Origin of the sequence: Acinetobacter lwoffii, assembly GCF_022809915.1 — a bacterium.
Classification (GTDB): Bacteria; Pseudomonadota; Gammaproteobacteria; order Pseudomonadales; family Moraxellaceae; genus Acinetobacter; species Acinetobacter lwoffii_M.
On the sequence record NZ_JALGQY010000008.1, the window covers coordinates 105,988 to 122,405 of the forward strand.

The window sequence follows — 16,418 nt, forward strand, 5'->3', positions numbered from 1 at the left end:
GATGAAATAATGATGAAAAATTTATGGATCACACCGTTTTTACTTTTAACTACACCTGCTTTTGCCAATAGTTTTATTGAGCAAAGTAAAGTGGATTTAACGGCTCGCAACTTCTACTTTGATCGCGATTTCCAGGTTGAAAACCGTTATCCGTCACTCCGGGACTGGAGTCAAGGTTTTATTTTCAAAGCTCAGTCAGGTTATACCGAAGGTCCTATTGGATTTGGTATCGACATTTTGGCCACTGCCGGGTTTAAGCTGGATGGCGATGCAAAGTATGGTGGTACAGGAAACCTACCACGTAATGCCAGAACGAATGAGCCAGCAGATCAATATGGGGAAATTGGGATCACGGCTAAAGCCAAAGTTGCTCAAACTGAAGTCCGCATCGGTACATTACAACCGATGACACCAGTACTTGTCGGTTCCCCTGCGCGCCTGTTACCTCAAACCTATCGTGGGGTTGCAGTTCAGTCTAAAGATGTGCAGGGTCTCGATTTACAAGCATCCTATATTGACAAGGTCAATCACCGTGATTCGACCAATTATGAAAACATTAAAATCTCTGGGGTAAACGGCCGTTATAGATCGGTTGAAACAGATCATTTGTACTATCTTGGTGGCCATTATGATCTCAACAATTATCCGCTAAAACTGACAGCCTTCCATATGGATGTCGAAGATCTGTATCATCAATCATTATTGGGCGTCACCTACAAGCATGCCTTTAATGAGGATACCGCACTGACCAGCCAGCTACGTTATTATATGAGTGATGCTGATGGTGCTGCCAAAGCAGGTAAAGTAGATAATAATCTAATCCATAGCCACTCAGAGCTAAAGCATCAAAACCATAAATTTATTCTTTCGACTTTCCATCATCTAGGTGACACGGCCTTTCCTTATCTAACTGGCGGTGAAACAGGCTTAACCATCGATACATGGACCGGCGAATTCTTAAATGCCAAAGAACGTGTTTATAGTGCCCGTTATGAATATGACTTTAAAGATTATGTTCCGGGTTTACGTTTTATGACTCGTTATACCCATGGTAGCAATATTTATGCGCCGCAACTCGGAGGCACCGATTTTGAGGAAGATGAACTCGACTTTGACATAGGTTATACCGTGCAAAATGGCCCACTGAAAAACCTTGGGCTACGTGCACGTTATGCAATTTATGATAATGATATGCCGATTACTGCCAATATTAAACCGGCTAATGAAACCCGTATCAATATTGATTACACATGGAAATTTAAATAATACCTTCAAAGGCTCTAGTTTTTAGGGCCTTTTTTATTTTAAAGGATGATAAATGAAATATTTATTTGGCATTTGGATCGGCCTAAATCTATCTGTACTCAGTTATGCAGATACATAGTTTTCGCCTCCACCACTTAAACTTGAACCCTTGGCCACTTTCAAGGTTGAATTAAATGCTCCAGTTTGGGAGTTAGGCAAAACGGCAGATATGGGACAAAGACGGATTATTCCGATTACTGGCGGCACTTTTGAAGGTCCTTCATTTAGAGGACGTATTCTCAACAATGGCGCAGACTGGCAAATCGTAGATAGCAAAGGCCTAGCGATTATCGATACACGATATCTTTTGAAAACTGATGACGGCGCATTGATTTATTTACAGACTAAAGGTTACCGACATGCTTCACCTGAAATTCTGAAACAGTTAAGTACAGGTAAAGATGTCGATCCAAGTCATTATTATTTCAAGTTGACTATGCAATTCGAGACCAGTGCACCCCAATATGCCTGGTTAAACCAAACCGTAGCTGTAGGCAGTGCAATGCGTTTAGGTAAGGCGGTGATTTATGATGCATTTACCTTAAAATAAAAGAATGAGAAAAATTAGTATTTATAAAAATTGAAGGATTAATCACTATGGAAAACAAGATTCTGGAACATCTCCCACCAATTCATCATTTATTGGGGGGGCATAATATTCAGTGGGATAGAGAAAAGCGTGAAATAGCCGTGAGTTATACTGCACTCGAGAGCTTTACCAATCCGCGCGGTAGCATCGAAGGCGGTATGATTTGCGCTATGCTTGATGATGCTATGGGGATTTTGGCAGCACTAAATCAGACTTCAAAACCTGCCGCGACGATTAATTTATCGATGGATTTTTTTCGACCATGTGAAGTCGGTGAAGTACAGGCAAAAGCGTGGTTTATTAAAGAAGGGCGTAAAATTCTCAGTATCGAAAGTGAAGCCTGGCAGCAAGGCAAATTAGTTGCCAAAACAAGTGCAGCTTTTATGGTATTAGACTAAAACAAAAATTAAAGTAATTAAAAAAGGTCAGTGAAATCCCTGACCTTTTTTGTCGTTTTAGTTTTCCTTCAAACGCTTAGATATCTAGGAATACCGTTTCATTATCACCCTGGATACGTACATCAAAACGATAGACCACTTCACCATTACATTCTTCACGTTTGGCAATTAAAGTCTGACGGCGTGGCGCCCATTCAATTCCATTCAGCAATGGATCTTTAGCATTGGCTTCTGCCTCATCATCAAAGTAAATACGGGTATGTAAACCTAAGTTAATACCACGTGCAAAAATGACTAAAGCAATATGCGGTGCCTGACGGGTACCTTTACGCCCCGGTAGAGCGCCTGGCTTAATTGTATCAAAGCTCCATAACCCCGTTTCAAAGTTTGCAGCTGCACGGCCCCAACCAAAGAAATGTGGATCAGCCTGTTTACCCTGAATATCTGCCTTACTTGGATAGACGCCATTTGCATCTGCCTGCCAGATTTCAACCAATACATCACGTAAAGGTAGACCGAGGCCATCAAATACCTGACCTTCAAGGCGAATACGTTCACCTTGAGTTTCAGCTTTAACCAATTGATTATTAAAACTATGCTCAAATACTTCAATGCCTGCCTGATTGGGCATCAGGCCAATATGGACGTATGGACCACCTGTTTGAGATGGTGTTTCATGTAATTCCTGAAAATTCCAACCGTTCATCATGATGCTCCTTATCACGTTAATTCATTTTCAAAATAAGTTCCGCGGCGACCACGTAAAGTAATGTCAAAGCGATAACAACGGCTGTCAGCCTCAATGAAATTACTCTTGTCTTCCAAGGCAATCAAAGCACGGCGTTGCTGCTCTGAAGGAACCGTTTTTAGAATTGGGCAGCTGTCAATTAAAGTATCGCCTTCAAAATAAAATTGCGAAATGAGACGTTGTGCCCAGCCATCTGCCATGACCGAGAAATGAATATGTGCAGGACGCCATTCATTGATACGGTTACGCCAAGGATATGGACCCGGTTTAATGGTACGGAAAATGAAAAAACCATTTTCATCCGTCAGCATACGACCACAACCACCAAAGTTAGGATCCATTGCACCAATATATTGGTCATTTGGATGACGATAACGACCAGAGGCATTTGCCTGCCAGACTTCAATCAAGGCATTTTTAACCGGACGACCAAATTGGTCACGCAAGTAACCATGAATAATGACACGTTCACCAACAGGTAAACCATCTTTGGCATAGTTCAAAATCAAGTCATTGTCTTTAGGCCCTAAAAGTGCTGAGGTGAAATGTGGCGCCGTTACTTCAGTCAGTGTTTGCGCAATTGAAATGAGTGCATTTTTCGGCGAACGCAGCACACTGGTTTTATAACCCGGTGCGTAGGCCGGTGGATGATCATCCGTATTACGTTGCGCATAAGCGCCTAGTTGATTCTGAATCATGAATCTCTCCTTGTTCAATTCTAAAAAATCGTCCGTTATTTAAGTTTGGTCGGTGTAATACCAAGTTCTACAAAAACTTCCTCTGCCATGTGCATTGCAGCGTTTGCAGCAGGTAAACCTGCATATAAGGAAGCATGTAAAAACAGTTCTTTAAGCTCATCTTTGGTAACACCATTGTTAAAACATGCACGAATATGCATACGTAACTCAGCTTCACGACCCAATGCGAGCAAAATACCGATAGTTACCAGACTACGGGTATGACGTGGTAAACCTGGACGTGACCATACTTCTCCCCAGGCAAAACGACTGATGAAGTTTTGGAAGTCTTCATTAAAGTCATTTAAATTTTCCAAAGAGCGTCCGACGTGTGCTTCACCTAACACTTCAGTGCGTACTTCTATTCCCTGTTTGTAACGTTCTTCATCATTCATGATCAATACACTCTTTCAAGTTTATAAGGCGGATTGAAGATGTCTGAGGAACACCTTCATTCCATGATGATCTTTAATTGAAATCAGTGCTTTGCAATAAATTCTGCAAAGACTTGGTTAAATTCTTGTGGAACCTCAATATTTGATAAATGTGAAGCATCTAGCACCGCAATCTCACAGTTCGGTATATGCGCTTGCATAAATTCGCCATCTGCCACCGTTGTCACAGGATCAAGCCCACCGCATAGCGCCAGACAAGGGACTTGAATCATTGCAATCCGTTCACGTAAGTCAGCTTGAGCGAGTGCACGACACGATGCTGCATAGCCTTTCGGCGGTGTCACCGACAAACTTTGAATGGTCTGCTGTGCAAGGCGATCGTGGATATAATCAAATTTGTTGCTGAACCACCGGGTGTGTGTTGTGCTGACAATATCGGCCAATCCCTGTTCTTCGACCGCATCTGCACGTGATAACCATGCTTCAGCTTGTCCAATCTTCGCGGCTGAATTGGCAATGGTCATACTCAGGAAACGCTGTGGCGCGATTAAACCCAATTGCAGACCAGTGATTCCGCCCATCGAAATACCACAAAAATGCGCTTTTTCAACTTTGAAGTGATCAAGAATATCAATGACATCATTAGCTAAGTCGCTCAGCGTGATATTTTCAATGACCGCACTTTTACCATGACCGCGGGTGTCATAACAGATCACAAAGTAGTCTTCAGCAAATGCAGCAACTTGAGCCTGCCACATGCCGTAATCTGTACCCAATGAGTTCGAAAAAATAAGGGCTGGATGAGCGGTATCACCAAAAGTGTAAACTGCCAATTGTTGGCCATTACGATTATTGATAAATGTCATGATGACTATTTTCCTTGAACACGTTGCAATACTGCATCGATCTGCTGCTGGGTATTACCTAAATAATTTTGTGGATTAAAAATCTGGCTTAATTGTTCCGAATTAAATACAGCTAAAATTTCAGGATGATTTTGTGCTACATCTAATAAGTGACGCTGTTCAGCAACTGCCTGTTTACATGCGGCTTCAACCACATGATGGGCATTGAGTCGGCCTAACTTTGGTGCCAAAGACATCATGAGGGCTTCTGCCATAATTAAGCCCTGAGTACATTCTAGATTGCGGCACATATTGTCCTTCTGTACTTCCAGGCCCTCAAAAACTTCTATCGCGCGTTGCAGGCTACCAGCACACAATTGGAAGATTTCAGGCAGTGCCAGCCACTCAGCATGCCAGCCCCCCAAACTACGTTCATGTTCCTGAACCATACTTTGATAGATACTCGACATGAGTGCAGGGACACGATTGGCTGCTGCCAGAATTGATGCTGCTGCAACAGGATTACGTTTATGCGGCATCGTCGATGATCCGCCACGCCCTACTCCGCTTGGTTCAAACACTTCTGCAATTTCGGTTTGCATCATCAGTGACCAATCGCGTGCCATCTTGCCCAAGTTACCTGTAATTATGGCAAGCACATGGGTTATTTCCACAATACGATCACGTTCGCCATGCCAAGTACAATCCGGGACATTGAGTTGAAGTTCTGTTGCAAACGCCTTTACAACTGCACTGCCTTGATCAATAAGTGACGCAAGTGTGCCCACAGCTCCACCTAATTGTGCAGTGAGCGCAACATGTTTGAGTGCTTGCACACGCTCAAAATCCCGCTGTAAGCTTGAAAGCCAACGTGCAGTTTTATAACCGAACGTCATTGGTAAACCTTGTTGTAACCATGTCCGACCAATCATGACTTGATCACGATATTGTTCGGTAAGTACCTGAGTTACATGAATAGCTACCGTCAACTGTTTTTCGATAATATTTAAGGCATCTCGACACTGTAAAATACAGGCCGTATCAATAATATCTTGGCTTGTCGCCCCCCAATGCACATAGCGTGAAGCATCTTCATCAACTTTTTTAACGGCAGCCGTCAATTGCTTCACAAAGGGAATCGCAATGTTTCCAGCAAGTCCTGATGCACTTGCAAGCGCAGTAAAGTCAATGATCTCATTCACCCGTTGTTGGGCAACGTATACAATATTTGCTGCCGCTGAAGCAGGAATCACACCCACTTTTGCCTGAGCTTGAGCCAATGCTGCTTCTGCTTGCAACATATAACGCACTACCCCTTCATCACTAAATATTGCAGTGATCTCAGTTTGGTAAAATAGACTTGCGTACAATTGGCTCATTTGAATATCCTTTTTCTCATTCGTTTTTAAATACCTTTCATTGTTTTGTTTTTAAGCAAAAAATGAAAGGTATTTAAATTTATACACGTTCAATAATCAAAGCGATGCCTTGACCGACACCAATACACATTGAACATAGAGCGTATTGACCACCGGTTTGTTCCAGCTGGTTCAGTGCAGTCGTCACCAGACGCGCGCCAGATGCACCCAGTGGATGACCCAAAGCAATCGCACCGCCATTTGGATTAACTTTCTCTGAGCCGTCTTCGATACCCAAGTCACGGGTACATGCCAGCGCCTGAGCAGCAAAAGCTTCATTCAGCTCGATCACATCCATTTGCTCCAAAGTCAGACCGGTTTGCGCCAATAGTTTCTTGATGGCAGGTGCTGGACCAAAGCCCATGATGCGTGGTTCAACACCAACAACCGTTGAACCAATAATTTTGGCACGTGGTTTTAAGCCGTGTTGAGCAACCGCTTCATCAGATGCGATTAAAAGAGCAGCCGCACCATCGTTAATACCAGACGCATTACCCGCCGTTACCGTACCGTCTGCTTTCACCACAGGTTTCAGTTTTGCCAATGCTTCTGCTGTAGTTGAAGCACGCGGATGTTCATCAGTAGAGACAACCACTGGATCGCCTTTACGTTGTGGAATCACCACAGGAATGATTTCTTTAGCAAAGAAACCTTTGGCTTTTGCTGCAGCTGTACGTTGCTGGCTAGTCAGGGCAAATTTATCCTGATCTGCACGGTTAATCCCGAACTGTTCAGCGACATTTTCAGCCGTTTGCGGCATGGTGTCCACGCCGTACATTTCTTTCAGTTTCGGATTGATAAAACGCCAGCCCATGGTGGTGTCTTCAATCTTCTGGCTACGGCCATACGCCGTTTCTGACTTGCCCATCACGAATGGAGCACGCGACATGCTTTCTACACCACCGGCAATAATCAGATTGGCTTCACCGGCTTTAATCGCACGTGCTGCCATCGCGACTGCATCCATCGATGAACCACACAGACGGTTTACTGTCGTTGCTGGCACCTGATAAGGCAAACCTGCAAGCAGGGATGACATGCGACCGACGTTACGGTTGTCTTCACCGGCCTGGTTGGCACAGCCATAAATCACGTCATCGACCTGTTCCCAGTTCACCGATGGATTACGTTCCATCAAGGCTTTAATTGGCAGCGCCCCAAGGTCATCTGCACGGACAGGTGCTAAACCACCTGCGTAGCGGCCGAATGGGGTACGGATGGCATCAACGATATATGCGTTTTTCATTTATTGAATCCTTTTACCTCCCTTAATCCCTCCTGAAAGGAGGGAGACTTACCCGGACTCAAAAAGCTTTGAGTTGCGATATAAAGTCTCCCTTTCTTGCGCATCAACTTAAAATAATGCTTAAGTTCTGCTCAGGAGGATGAGGGGGATTTAAAATTATCTTTAAAGTGTATTAACCTTGAGTCGCATCAATCAGTTTGGCACCAGTCATTGACTGCAATTCTTCAAATGACAGACCTTCGACTTTCTCAATCACTTTCATACCTTCGTTGGTCACATCAATCACACACAGGTCGGTATAGATACGGTCGACACATTTCAATCCAGTCGCAGGATAAGACAGTTCAGCCACAATTTTTGGCTCGCCTTTTTTGGTCACATGATCAGTCGTAATAAAGACTTTTTTTGCACCCACAGCCAGATCCATCGCACCGCCGACTGCTGGAATTGCATCTGGAGCACCAGTATGCCAATTCGCCAAGTCACCATTTTCAGCGACCTGGAATGCACCCAGTACAGCGATGTCTAAGTGACCGCCACGCATCATGGCAAATGAGTCACCGTGGTGAAAATATGCTCCGCCTTCGAGTAACGTGACAAATTCTTTACCGGCATTAATTAGCTCAGGATCGCGATCTTCCTCAGCGGGTGGTGGACCGAAAGCCAGCAGGCCATTTTCAGAATGCAGGAAGACGTCTTTATCGCTTGGCAGGTAGCTGGAAATCTTGGTCGGTAAACCAATACCGAGGTTCACATAAGCGCCATCAGGAATATCTTGTGCCACACGTTCAGCGATCTGGTCACGGGTCAGTTTGCTATAGCTCATTATTTATCTCCGATGCCAATTATTGTGCAGGTTTAACTTGAACAACGTGTTGAACAAAAATACCCGGGGTGATGATGTGCTCTGGATCCAGTGCACCCAGTTCAACCACTTCAGAGACTTGTGCAATCGTGACATCGGCAGCCATCGCCATGATTGGGCCAAAGTTACGTGCAGATTTGCGGTAAACCAGGTTACCCCAACGGTCGCCTTGCTGTGCTTTGATTAAAGCAAAGTCAGCTTTAATTGGGTTTTCTAAAACGTAGTCTTTGCCTTCATAGTTCATGGTTGGTTTGCCTTCTGCCAGCAATGTACCAAAACCGGTAGGGGTATAGATTGGACCTAAGCCCATACCAGCCGCCTGAATACGGCATGCCAGGTTACCTTGAGGAACCAGTTCTAATTCGATTTTTCCTGCACGGTACAATTCGTCAAATACCCAGGAATCAGACTGACGCGGGAATGAGCAGATGATTTTACGCACTGCACCAGCTTTGAGTAATTTAGCCAGACCGTAGTCGCCATTACCGGCATTGTTATTGACGATCACTAGATCTTTCACACCAAGTTTGATCAAACCATCAATCAGCTCAGCAGGCTGACCTGCAGTACCAAAACCACCGATCATGATGGTAGATCCGTCTTTGATTTGTGAAAGTGCTTCGACCAGTGAGGCAGAACTTTTATCGATCATCAAATAACTCCATGTATTGCCACTCAGTACAAAAATTTTGAGAACCTAAGGTTCTGGTTGGAACACATTCTGGACGGAGAACAAATTCCAACCAAAATCCTTAGGATTCTGTGTGATCTATTCTTGATAAATTCCAAGCTTTCGACTACGGTTTAAAAATAGTTTTGTACGGTTTACATAATCATTGCACGATGATCGAACAAAAATTTTATTAATTCTCAGAATTGAATAAAGCAACTGTAAAAATAGTGAGTGAATTAATATATGAAGATTAAGGAATTGACATGACAATCAATAACGGTGCCCGCGATCAGCTGATCCAGAATTCTGAAAATAAAAAAATAATTCGTCATGAAGATTTTATTGCTGGAGTAAGTAAGGGGTTGGCGATTCTGGATTGCTTTGCCAATGATCGATATCGTTTAAACGTTAGTATGGCAGCTGAAAAGACAGGACTTACACGAGCTGCTGCACGTCGTCATTTACTGACACTAGAATATCTTGGTTATTTAGATTTTGATGGACATTTTTATTCTTTGAGTCCCAAAGTACTTAAATTTTCAGGGGCTTATCTGAGTGGAGCACAGTTACCCAAGATTGCTCAACCACTTCTTAATTTACTGACCCAGCAAACTTCATTAATTTACTCTGTGATGGTCTTGGATGGTTTTGAGGCGATTACCATCGCGCGTAGTGCCGCCCATCAACAAACTGATCGAGTCAATCCTTATGGCTTACATCTCGGTAATCGGTTACCCGCGCATGCTACTTCAGCAGGAAAAGTTTTATTGAGTTATTTAGGTCCTGAGTCACAGCAAGAATGGCTTGAGCAATATCCTTTAAAATCACTGACCAAATACACCTATACAGATAATCAGGCATTTTTAGCTCTATTACAGCAAATTCGTGCTGATGAATTTTGCTATTCAGCAGAAGAGCATGAACTTGGTGTTCATGCGCTCGCAGTTCCAATTTATAATCACCGTGCCGATGTGGTTGCTGCTTTAAATATCGTATCTCCTACTGGACGTACCAGTAAAGAATATTTACAACAGCATATTTTGCCTTTACTGCAACAAACATCGCGTGAATTCCGTCAATTTGTTTAAGTAATTTTCTACGTATAATGCGCATGTTTTTAATAAGAATTCATGCTCGAAAATAAAAAACACATCGGATTCAAATGAACTCAATGTGTTCCAAACAACCTTGGGTTTAAATGAAGATATTTTTAAAAACAGCGCTTAGCTCGCTTTTTGTAGCGGTAGACCAACATAATTTTCAGCAAGTGTCGTCTGACCTGCTTCTGAACTTAAAATATAACTCAATTCCGCTTGTTTGATTTTATGTTCAAATTCAGTTTCTGTTTCAAAACGATGAAGTAAATGTGTCATCCACCAAGAAAAACGTTCTGCTTTCCACACCCGTTTTAAACAGTTTTCTGAATAGCTATCAATGCCCGCTTCTGACCCATTGTCATAGTATTCAATCAAGGCTTTAGACAAGAATGCGATATCTGATGCTGCAAGATTCAGACCTTTGGCACCTGTTGGCGGAACAATATGCGCTGCATCCCCTGCTAAGAATAATTTGCCGAAACGCATTGGCTCTGTTACAAAGCTACGTAATGGTGCAATACTCTTTTCAATTGAAGGACCTGTAATTAACTTTTCACGGCTTTCAGGATCAAGACGGTTTTTCAACTCTTCCCAGAATTGGTCATCTGACCAGTTTTCAACTTTGTCTGTTAATGGGACCTGTAAATAGTAGCGGCTACGTGTATTTGAACGCATACTGCATAATGCAAAACCACGTTCAGATTGTACATAAATCAACTCATCTGCTACTGGTGGTACATCTGCAAGTACACCCAACCAGCCAAATGGGTACACTTTTTCAAAGGTCTTGATTTTATCTTCAGGAACACTTGCACAGCATACACCATGGTAGCCATCACAACCTGCGATAAAATCACATTGAACTGTGACCTGACGGCCGTCATGTTCAAATGTCACCGAAGGCTGCTCACCATAAAATTCATGAACTTGTACATTACTTGCTTCGTAGAAAGACGTTAATTGCGCTTCAGTACGTGCTTGCATCAGGTCTTTGGTTACTTCAGTTTGACCATAAACAGTGACCTGCTTACCTCCGGTGAGTTGGGTTAGATCCACACGGTGTTTCTCACCATTGGTTAGAATTTCAATACCGTTATGTGGTAAGCCCTTTTCTCTGAGTTGAGCATCTACACCGGCTTCAGCTAAAAGGTCAACAGATACCTGCTCGAGAATACCAGCACGGATACGGCTTGCTACATACTCAGCACTACGCTGCTCAATTAAAATATGATCAATACCGGCTTTATAGAGTAATTGTCCAAGCAATAATCCTGCTGGACCTGAACCAATAATTGCGACTTTAGTATTTAAAATTTCCATATGCTGACAATTCCTTAATAGCCATCCTTTTTTACAAGCTAAGAAATTTTTATGTTTCTGCCTAGACTTTAGCCTCAATCCCTACCGAAATAGGTGACTTTTGTCCGATGATCGGACAAGATATTTAAGAAAATAACTAATGAGGGATATATAATTGCGCAAGGATTTAATTTTTAGTGAGAATAATAATGAGTCTATTCAATATGATGATTACATTGCAGGTCTAGCAAAAGGTTTAAGTTTGCTAGAATGCTTCGGTATTGAACGTCAAAAGCTCAATGTTACTCAGATTGCTGAACGTACCGGACTAAGCCGTACTGCGGCACGACGCTATGTCCGTACACTCAAATTTCTGGGTTATCTCGATACAGATGAATATTTTTACTGGCTAACCTATAAGGTGCTACGCTTTTCCAGTGCTTATCTCAGTTCTGCATATTTACCAAAAGTTGCCCAGCCCATGCTTAATCTCTTAAGCATAAAAACTGCTTTAAGCTATTCGGTGGCAGTGCTGGATGAGCATGAAGTCGTACCTGTCGCAAAAAGTATTGCTCCCCAAATTGATACCAGCAAACTTAGTCCGCTTGGTGTACATCTGGGGAATCGCCTGCCTGCTTATGCAACATCAACGGGTAAAATATTGCTTTCACGTTTAAGTTTTGAAGCCCAACAGCAATGGCTAGATAAATTCAACCTGAAAAGACTCACTCCTTACACGATTACGGATTCTCAGGTATTTTTAAAAATATTGCAGGAAGTGGGTCAGCTTGATTACTGTATTTCTACAGAAGAACATGAATTAGGAATCATTGCGATGGCCGTACCGATTTTAAATATGCAGGGAGATACTGTAGCTGCACTAAACTGTATTGGCTCAAGCAATCGGATTGATGCCAATTATTTAATACAAAATATCCTTCCATTGCTCAAACAAACTGCTCATGATTTGCGTGCCATACTTTGATGATATTGCATGATTTCTATACTCATTTATGTTTTATATGCTGAGTAATTGATCATGCATATTGTTTTTTACAAAATGAATGCCTGTATTCATACTTTTTAATTCCTAGTATTTCACTTGATTATTCAATGATTTCCTAGGATCTGTGGATCCAATTAATCCATAAAAACGATTAAAACATTTATTTTATGCTTGAATTTGGATCCAATAATGCTACATTTTGCATATCGCAGATTTGCTGATTAAAACTTCAACAACAAAACATGGACGGGTTTTGGTGCGATGAACATATTAAAAACATTACTAGGATGACACCTAAGGGCTAGGTAGGGCTGATTAAATGAATCAATTATTGATATTCGTTGATAGGTTCATATCCCCGCGATAGGTGTCTAAATCCATGGAGAAAGTAAATGGTTCAAAACCCTCGTGAGGAAATGAATAACAAAACCATGAATAGATATCAGTGGTTTGTTATCGGTATCTGTGTTCTTTTAAATGTCATCGATGGCTTCGATGTGCTGGTGATGGCATTCACTGCATCATCGGTATCAGCTGAATGGGGACTTACAGGTGCGCAATTAGGTGCTTTATTAAGTGCTGGTCTATTTGGTATGGGCGCTGGTTCTTTATTCCTGGCACCTTGGGCAGACAAAATTGGTCGTCGCCCGTTAATCCTGCTTTGTCTACTAATTAGTGGTGTCAGCATGATTGCTGCTTCACTAGTACAGAATGCAACTCAACTCGGTATTATGCGTTTTATTACTGGTCTGGGGATTGGTGGTATTTTAGCGAGCAGTAATGTGATTGCCAGTGAATATGCATCTTTACGCTGGAGAAGCCTGGCAGTAAGTTTGCAGTCCACTGGATATGCAATTGGTGCAACTATTGGTGGTATGATCGCAATTGCTTTGATCAGCCATTTCGGCTGGCGTTCTGTGTTCCTTGCAGGTGGCTTAACGACCATGTTAATGCTGGTGGTAGCATACTTCACTTTACCTGAATCACTTGACTACCTGCTGGTCAAACAGCCAAAAAATGCTTTGGATCGTATTAATCATCTCTGCCAACGTATTGGTTTAACTCGTATTCCTCAGCTTCCTGAAGTTATCCATAATACAGCACAGCCTAAAATAGGAATTGCCAAATTATTCACTGCTGGTCTTGGCTTACAAACTATTTTTCTTTGGTTAAGTTTCTTCTTCGTGATGTTTGGCTTCTACTTCGTAATGAGCTGGACACCAAAAATCTTGACTGCAAATGGCATGACGACTGAACAAGGGGTGACTGCAGGTGTACTGATCAGTGCGGGAGGGATGTTTGGTGCAGCCCTAATTGGTCTCATCAGTGCACGTGTACGTATATTCTATGTGCAAGCTGCCTTCCTGGCATTAACAGCTATTTTAATTCTGCTCTTTGTTAATAGTACTAGCACACTTACCATTGCCTTTATCCTATCTGTTTTTCTGGGCGTATTGTCAAATGGCTGTGTGGCAGGTCTTTATGCTATGTCCCCATCAATTTATGAAGCAGATGTTCGTGCTACCGGTGTAGGTTCTGCAATTGGTTTTGGTCGTATTGGTGGAATTTTATCACCATTGGTTGCTGGTGCATTCTTAGACGGCGGTATTTCTTCCCTTACCCTGTATGGCTATTATGCGGGTGCTTTTGTTCTTGCGATTATGACTGTTCTTAGCCTGTCAAAATTACAAAATAAACACGCAGCTCAACTGAATTTCCAAAGCTCAACTGTAAGTTCATAACACTTCTATCGCTTCATTATGATGAGCTGAACATGACGTTCAGCTCTATTCAAATATATAGGGACAATATTATGAGATTTTCTGCAATCTTTTTGGGGATACTTTCGCCTGTAGTTTTAGCTCCTGCGTTTGCAAACAGTTTTACTGATGATTCACAGGTCACATTGACAGCACGTAATTTCTATTTTGACCGGGATTATAAGCGCGGAGATGATTTTCCAGCAGCACGTGACTGGGCACAGGGTTTTATCTTAAAGGCAAATTCTGGTTATACGCCAGGGGTGGTCGGATTTGGTGTAGATATTCTAGGCCTGGCAGGTTTTAACTTATTGGGTGATAGTGTCAATGAGTATGCTGCTTCAGGTTTATTACCTGTAGGCAAAGACAGAAAGCGTGCTGACCAATATGGTGAAATCCGTTGGACCGCCAAGGCAAAAGTACAGGACTCGACTTTACATGTAGGGACATTAACACCGATGTTCCCTGTATTATTTTCCAGCCCTGCCCGTCTATTTCAGCAGAACTATCGTGGTGCTCATCTCCAGTTTAATGAAATAGAAAATTTGAAGATTCACGCCCTTTATACAGACCGTGTCAACCAGCGAGATTCTACTAACTATGAAAAAATTCGAGTAGGTAATCCTAATGGACGATTCAACACTGCTGCTGAATCTTCTGGCCTGCATATGTTAGGGGCTGAATATAAGGTAAATGATCAGATTGCGACACAAATTTTTCATGCAGACTTACATGATGTATATCAACAAAGTTTCTTGGGTCTAAAAACCAAACATGATATTGGCATCGGTAATTTCCTATCGGATTTACGTTTGTTCGTGAGTGAAGATTCAGGTGATGCCCTTGCAGGTGATATCGAGAACCAGCACTTCAGCGGGATCTTCGGTTTGAATCGTAACAATCACACCTTTAGCCTTGGCTATATGCAATCGTTTGGTGATACTGCCCTACCTACATTAGCAGGGGCTGAACCTGCAGTATTCCTAGACAGTATGAGTGCTGACTTTACGAATATTAATGAAAAAGTCTACCACGTCCGTTATGACTACGATTTTAAAGACACGACACTTAATGGTCTTAAATTCATGACCCGTTATAGTAAAGGAGTGGATATTGAAATTAGAAATCTACCGGGCGAAGAATTTGAACAAGATGCACTAGATTTCGATTTAAGCTATCGCATTCCAACAGGTAAGCTTGAAGGCTTAAACTTGCGCGCGCGTTACAGTCATTATCGTAATGATATGCCTGCACCAGGTATGGCTTTCCGCTCTGATAATGAAACCCGTGTAAATATTGATTACACTTGGAAATTTAAGTAAATCATACTTAAGTTTGAGAAATAAATGTTTTTGATCGGACATTATTCAAAAGAGTAGTGTCAGATCCTAGTTTACTTTTATTGAAATATATTAAAATTAAATTAGGGTGTGTTGACACTTTTAGTTTAAAAAAATAGCGAAGTAGTAAAATCAAATCGCCAAACCCAATTTTACTATTCGCTATGCCTCGTACCATGCTGACAGATCAACACTGGCAAAAGTTGAAAGTTATTCTGCGTAATTTATCCATTCACCACAACTCAAATTTACGCAATTTTATTGAAGCTATTCTCTATAGAATTAGAACAGGCTGTCCGTGGCGAGATATTCCTTGTTGTTTTGGTCATTCAAACTCTATTTTCAAACGTTTTAATCGTTGGTCAAGCAGCGGTAAGTTACTTAGATTATTCAAATTACTAGCCTCATGCCCCGATATGGAGTGGGTTTTTATTGATGGCTCTCATGTACGTGCTCATCAACATTCTGCCGGCATAAAAAAGATCTTAAATATCTCTAGCATACTAGTAAGGGAGCTTCGTTTCCCTTGTTAGTATTTTAAAAGAGTTTTGAATCACTAGTTCATCTTTGCTATAGATATTAAAAAATGTTAACAACCTGATACTAGGGTCTGTTGACATTTACTGTTCATAATTAACCCTATAAAGGTAGCCATAAAAATATACAGGCTAAAGCAACAGAACTTTGATAATTTCTT

15 protein-coding genes and 2 pseudogenes are annotated in these 16,418 nt (G+C 41.9%); 8 read left to right on the plus strand and 9 right to left on the minus strand.

Going from position 1 to position 16,418, the window contains the following annotated elements; translation table 11 throughout:
- Window positions 1-12: 12 nt before the first annotated feature.
- From MTX11_RS06215 to MTX11_RS06225, 3 genes and pseudogenes are all read left to right on the plus strand, one after another.
- Entirely contained in the window at window positions 13-1,266 is a 1,254-nt protein-coding gene (locus MTX11_RS06215) for an OprD family porin (protein ID WP_243474659.1), read from the plus strand.
- A 52-nt stretch (window positions 1,267-1,318) separates the two neighbouring features.
- Window positions 1,319-1,855: pseudogene (locus MTX11_RS06220) on the plus strand (DUF3237 domain-containing protein).
- Window positions 1,856-1,902: 47 nt separating this feature from the next.
- The gene (locus tag MTX11_RS06225; RefSeq protein WP_243474649.1) at window positions 1,903-2,292 is read left to right on the plus strand and encodes a PaaI family thioesterase; all 390 of its coding nucleotides are present in this window, start codon (window positions 1,903-1,905) and stop codon (window positions 2,290-2,292) included.
- Window positions 2,293-2,368: 76 nt separating this feature from the next.
- Here MTX11_RS06225 and pcaG read toward each other — a convergent pair whose 3' ends face one another.
- The 8 genes from pcaG to MTX11_RS06265 form a co-directional block, all read right to left on the minus strand.
- Window positions 2,369-2,998 (minus strand): protocatechuate 3,4-dioxygenase subunit alpha, encoded by a 630-nt coding sequence (pcaG, locus tag MTX11_RS06230; RefSeq protein ID WP_243474660.1) that lies wholly within the window; start codon window positions 2,996-2,998, stop codon window positions 2,369-2,371.
- Between the two features lie 14 nt (window positions 2,999-3,012).
- Window positions 3,013-3,738: a protocatechuate 3,4-dioxygenase subunit beta gene (gene pcaH / locus MTX11_RS06235; RefSeq protein WP_048881502.1), complete on the minus strand. Its 726-nt coding sequence runs from the start codon at window positions 3,736-3,738 to the stop codon at window positions 3,013-3,015.
- 35 nt (window positions 3,739-3,773) lie between these two features.
- On the minus strand, window positions 3,774-4,172 hold the full coding sequence (gene pcaC, locus MTX11_RS06240; RefSeq protein WP_048881503.1) for a 4-carboxymuconolactone decarboxylase: 399 nt from the start codon (window positions 4,170-4,172) through the stop codon (window positions 3,774-3,776).
- 83 nt (window positions 4,173-4,255) lie between these two features.
- The gene (locus MTX11_RS06245; protein WP_420909228.1) at window positions 4,256-5,038 is read right to left on the minus strand and encodes an alpha/beta fold hydrolase; all 783 of its coding nucleotides are present in this window, start codon (window positions 5,036-5,038) and stop codon (window positions 4,256-4,258) included.
- Between the two features lie 5 nt (window positions 5,039-5,043).
- Window positions 5,044-6,396, minus strand: coding sequence for a 3-carboxy-cis,cis-muconate cycloisomerase (locus tag MTX11_RS06250; RefSeq protein WP_243474650.1), 1,353 nt, complete (start codon window positions 6,394-6,396; stop codon window positions 5,044-5,046).
- 79 nt (window positions 6,397-6,475) lie between these two features.
- Entirely contained in the window at window positions 6,476-7,681 is a 1,206-nt protein-coding gene (gene pcaF, locus MTX11_RS06255; RefSeq protein ID WP_243474651.1) for a 3-oxoadipyl-CoA thiolase, read from the minus strand.
- A 172-nt stretch (window positions 7,682-7,853) separates the two neighbouring features.
- Entirely contained in the window at window positions 7,854-8,507 is a 654-nt protein-coding gene (locus tag MTX11_RS06260; protein WP_243474652.1) for a 3-oxoacid CoA-transferase subunit B, read from the minus strand.
- A gap of 19 nt (window positions 8,508-8,526) precedes the next feature.
- The gene (locus MTX11_RS06265) at window positions 8,527-9,198 is read right to left on the minus strand and encodes a 3-oxoacid CoA-transferase subunit A (protein ID WP_243474653.1); all 672 of its coding nucleotides are present in this window, start codon (window positions 9,196-9,198) and stop codon (window positions 8,527-8,529) included.
- A 284-nt stretch (window positions 9,199-9,482) separates the two neighbouring features.
- Between MTX11_RS06265 and pcaU the strand changes: the two genes are divergently transcribed.
- The gene (gene pcaU, locus MTX11_RS06270; RefSeq protein WP_243474654.1) at window positions 9,483-10,307 is read left to right on the plus strand and encodes an IclR family transcriptional regulator PcaU; all 825 of its coding nucleotides are present in this window, start codon (window positions 9,483-9,485) and stop codon (window positions 10,305-10,307) included.
- 135 nt (window positions 10,308-10,442) lie between these two features.
- Here the strand turns inward: pcaU and pobA are convergent, their stop codons facing one another.
- Window positions 10,443-11,636 carry a 4-hydroxybenzoate 3-monooxygenase gene (gene pobA / locus MTX11_RS06275; RefSeq protein WP_243474655.1) on the minus strand — a complete coding sequence of 398 codons (1,194 nt, stop codon included), beginning with the start codon at window positions 11,634-11,636 and terminating at the stop codon, window positions 10,443-10,445.
- A 154-nt stretch (window positions 11,637-11,790) separates the two neighbouring features.
- Here pobA and MTX11_RS06280 point away from each other — a divergent pair, with 154 nt between their 5' ends.
- The 4 genes and pseudogenes from MTX11_RS06280 to MTX11_RS06295 all read left to right on the plus strand — a co-directional run.
- Window positions 11,791-12,600, plus strand: coding sequence for an IclR family transcriptional regulator domain-containing protein (locus MTX11_RS06280; protein ID WP_243474656.1), 810 nt, complete (start codon window positions 11,791-11,793; stop codon window positions 12,598-12,600).
- A 413-nt stretch (window positions 12,601-13,013) separates the two neighbouring features.
- Complete coding sequence (locus MTX11_RS06285; RefSeq protein ID WP_234954070.1) at window positions 13,014-14,363, plus strand: MFS transporter; 1,350 nt, start codon at window positions 13,014-13,016, stop codon at window positions 14,361-14,363.
- Between the two features lie 71 nt (window positions 14,364-14,434).
- Complete coding sequence (locus MTX11_RS06290; protein WP_243474657.1) at window positions 14,435-15,703, plus strand: OprD family outer membrane porin; 1,269 nt, start codon at window positions 14,435-14,437, stop codon at window positions 15,701-15,703.
- A gap of 182 nt (window positions 15,704-15,885) precedes the next feature.
- Window positions 15,886-16,197: pseudogene (locus MTX11_RS06295) on the plus strand (IS5-like element ISAba31 family transposase); the annotation flags it as partial.
- Window positions 16,198-16,418: the final 221 nt, after the last annotated feature.

What these genes read in the sequence shown, in the direction of transcription:
- MTX11_RS06215 (WP_243474659.1), top strand. Translation starts at nt 13, where the DNA reads ATGAAAAATTTATGGATCACACCGTTTTTACTTTTAACTACACCTGCT.
- MTX11_RS06225 (WP_243474649.1), top strand. Translation starts at nt 1,903, where the DNA reads ATGGAAAACAAGATTCTGGAACATCTCCCACCAATTCATCATTTATTG.
- pcaG (WP_243474660.1), bottom strand. Translation starts at nt 2,998, where the DNA reads ATGAACGGTTGGAATTTTCAGGAATTACATGAAACACCATCTCAAACA.
- pcaH (WP_048881502.1), bottom strand. Translation starts at nt 3,738, where the DNA reads ATGATTCAGAATCAACTAGGCGCTTATGCGCAACGTAATACGGATGAT.
- pcaC (WP_048881503.1), bottom strand. Translation starts at nt 4,172, where the DNA reads ATGAATGATGAAGAACGTTACAAACAGGGAATAGAAGTACGCACTGAA.
- MTX11_RS06245 (WP_420909228.1), bottom strand. Translation starts at nt 5,038, where the DNA reads ATGACATTTATCAATAATCGTAATGGCCAACAATTGGCAGTTTACACT.
- MTX11_RS06250 (WP_243474650.1), bottom strand. Translation starts at nt 6,396, where the DNA reads ATGAGCCAATTGTACGCAAGTCTATTTTACCAAACTGAGATCACTGCA.
- pcaF (WP_243474651.1), bottom strand. Translation starts at nt 7,681, where the DNA reads ATGAAAAACGCATATATCGTTGATGCCATCCGTACCCCATTCGGCCGC.
- MTX11_RS06260 (WP_243474652.1), bottom strand. Translation starts at nt 8,507, where the DNA reads ATGAGCTATAGCAAACTGACCCGTGACCAGATCGCTGAACGTGTGGCA.
- MTX11_RS06265 (WP_243474653.1), bottom strand. Translation starts at nt 9,198, where the DNA reads ATGATCGATAAAAGTTCTGCCTCACTGGTCGAAGCACTTTCACAAATC.
- pcaU (WP_243474654.1), top strand. Translation starts at nt 9,483, where the DNA reads ATGACAATCAATAACGGTGCCCGCGATCAGCTGATCCAGAATTCTGAA.
- pobA (WP_243474655.1), bottom strand. Translation starts at nt 11,636, where the DNA reads ATGGAAATTTTAAATACTAAAGTCGCAATTATTGGTTCAGGTCCAGCA.
- MTX11_RS06285 (WP_234954070.1), top strand. Translation starts at nt 13,014, where the DNA reads ATGGTTCAAAACCCTCGTGAGGAAATGAATAACAAAACCATGAATAGA.
- MTX11_RS06290 (WP_243474657.1), top strand. Translation starts at nt 14,435, where the DNA reads ATGAGATTTTCTGCAATCTTTTTGGGGATACTTTCGCCTGTAGTTTTA.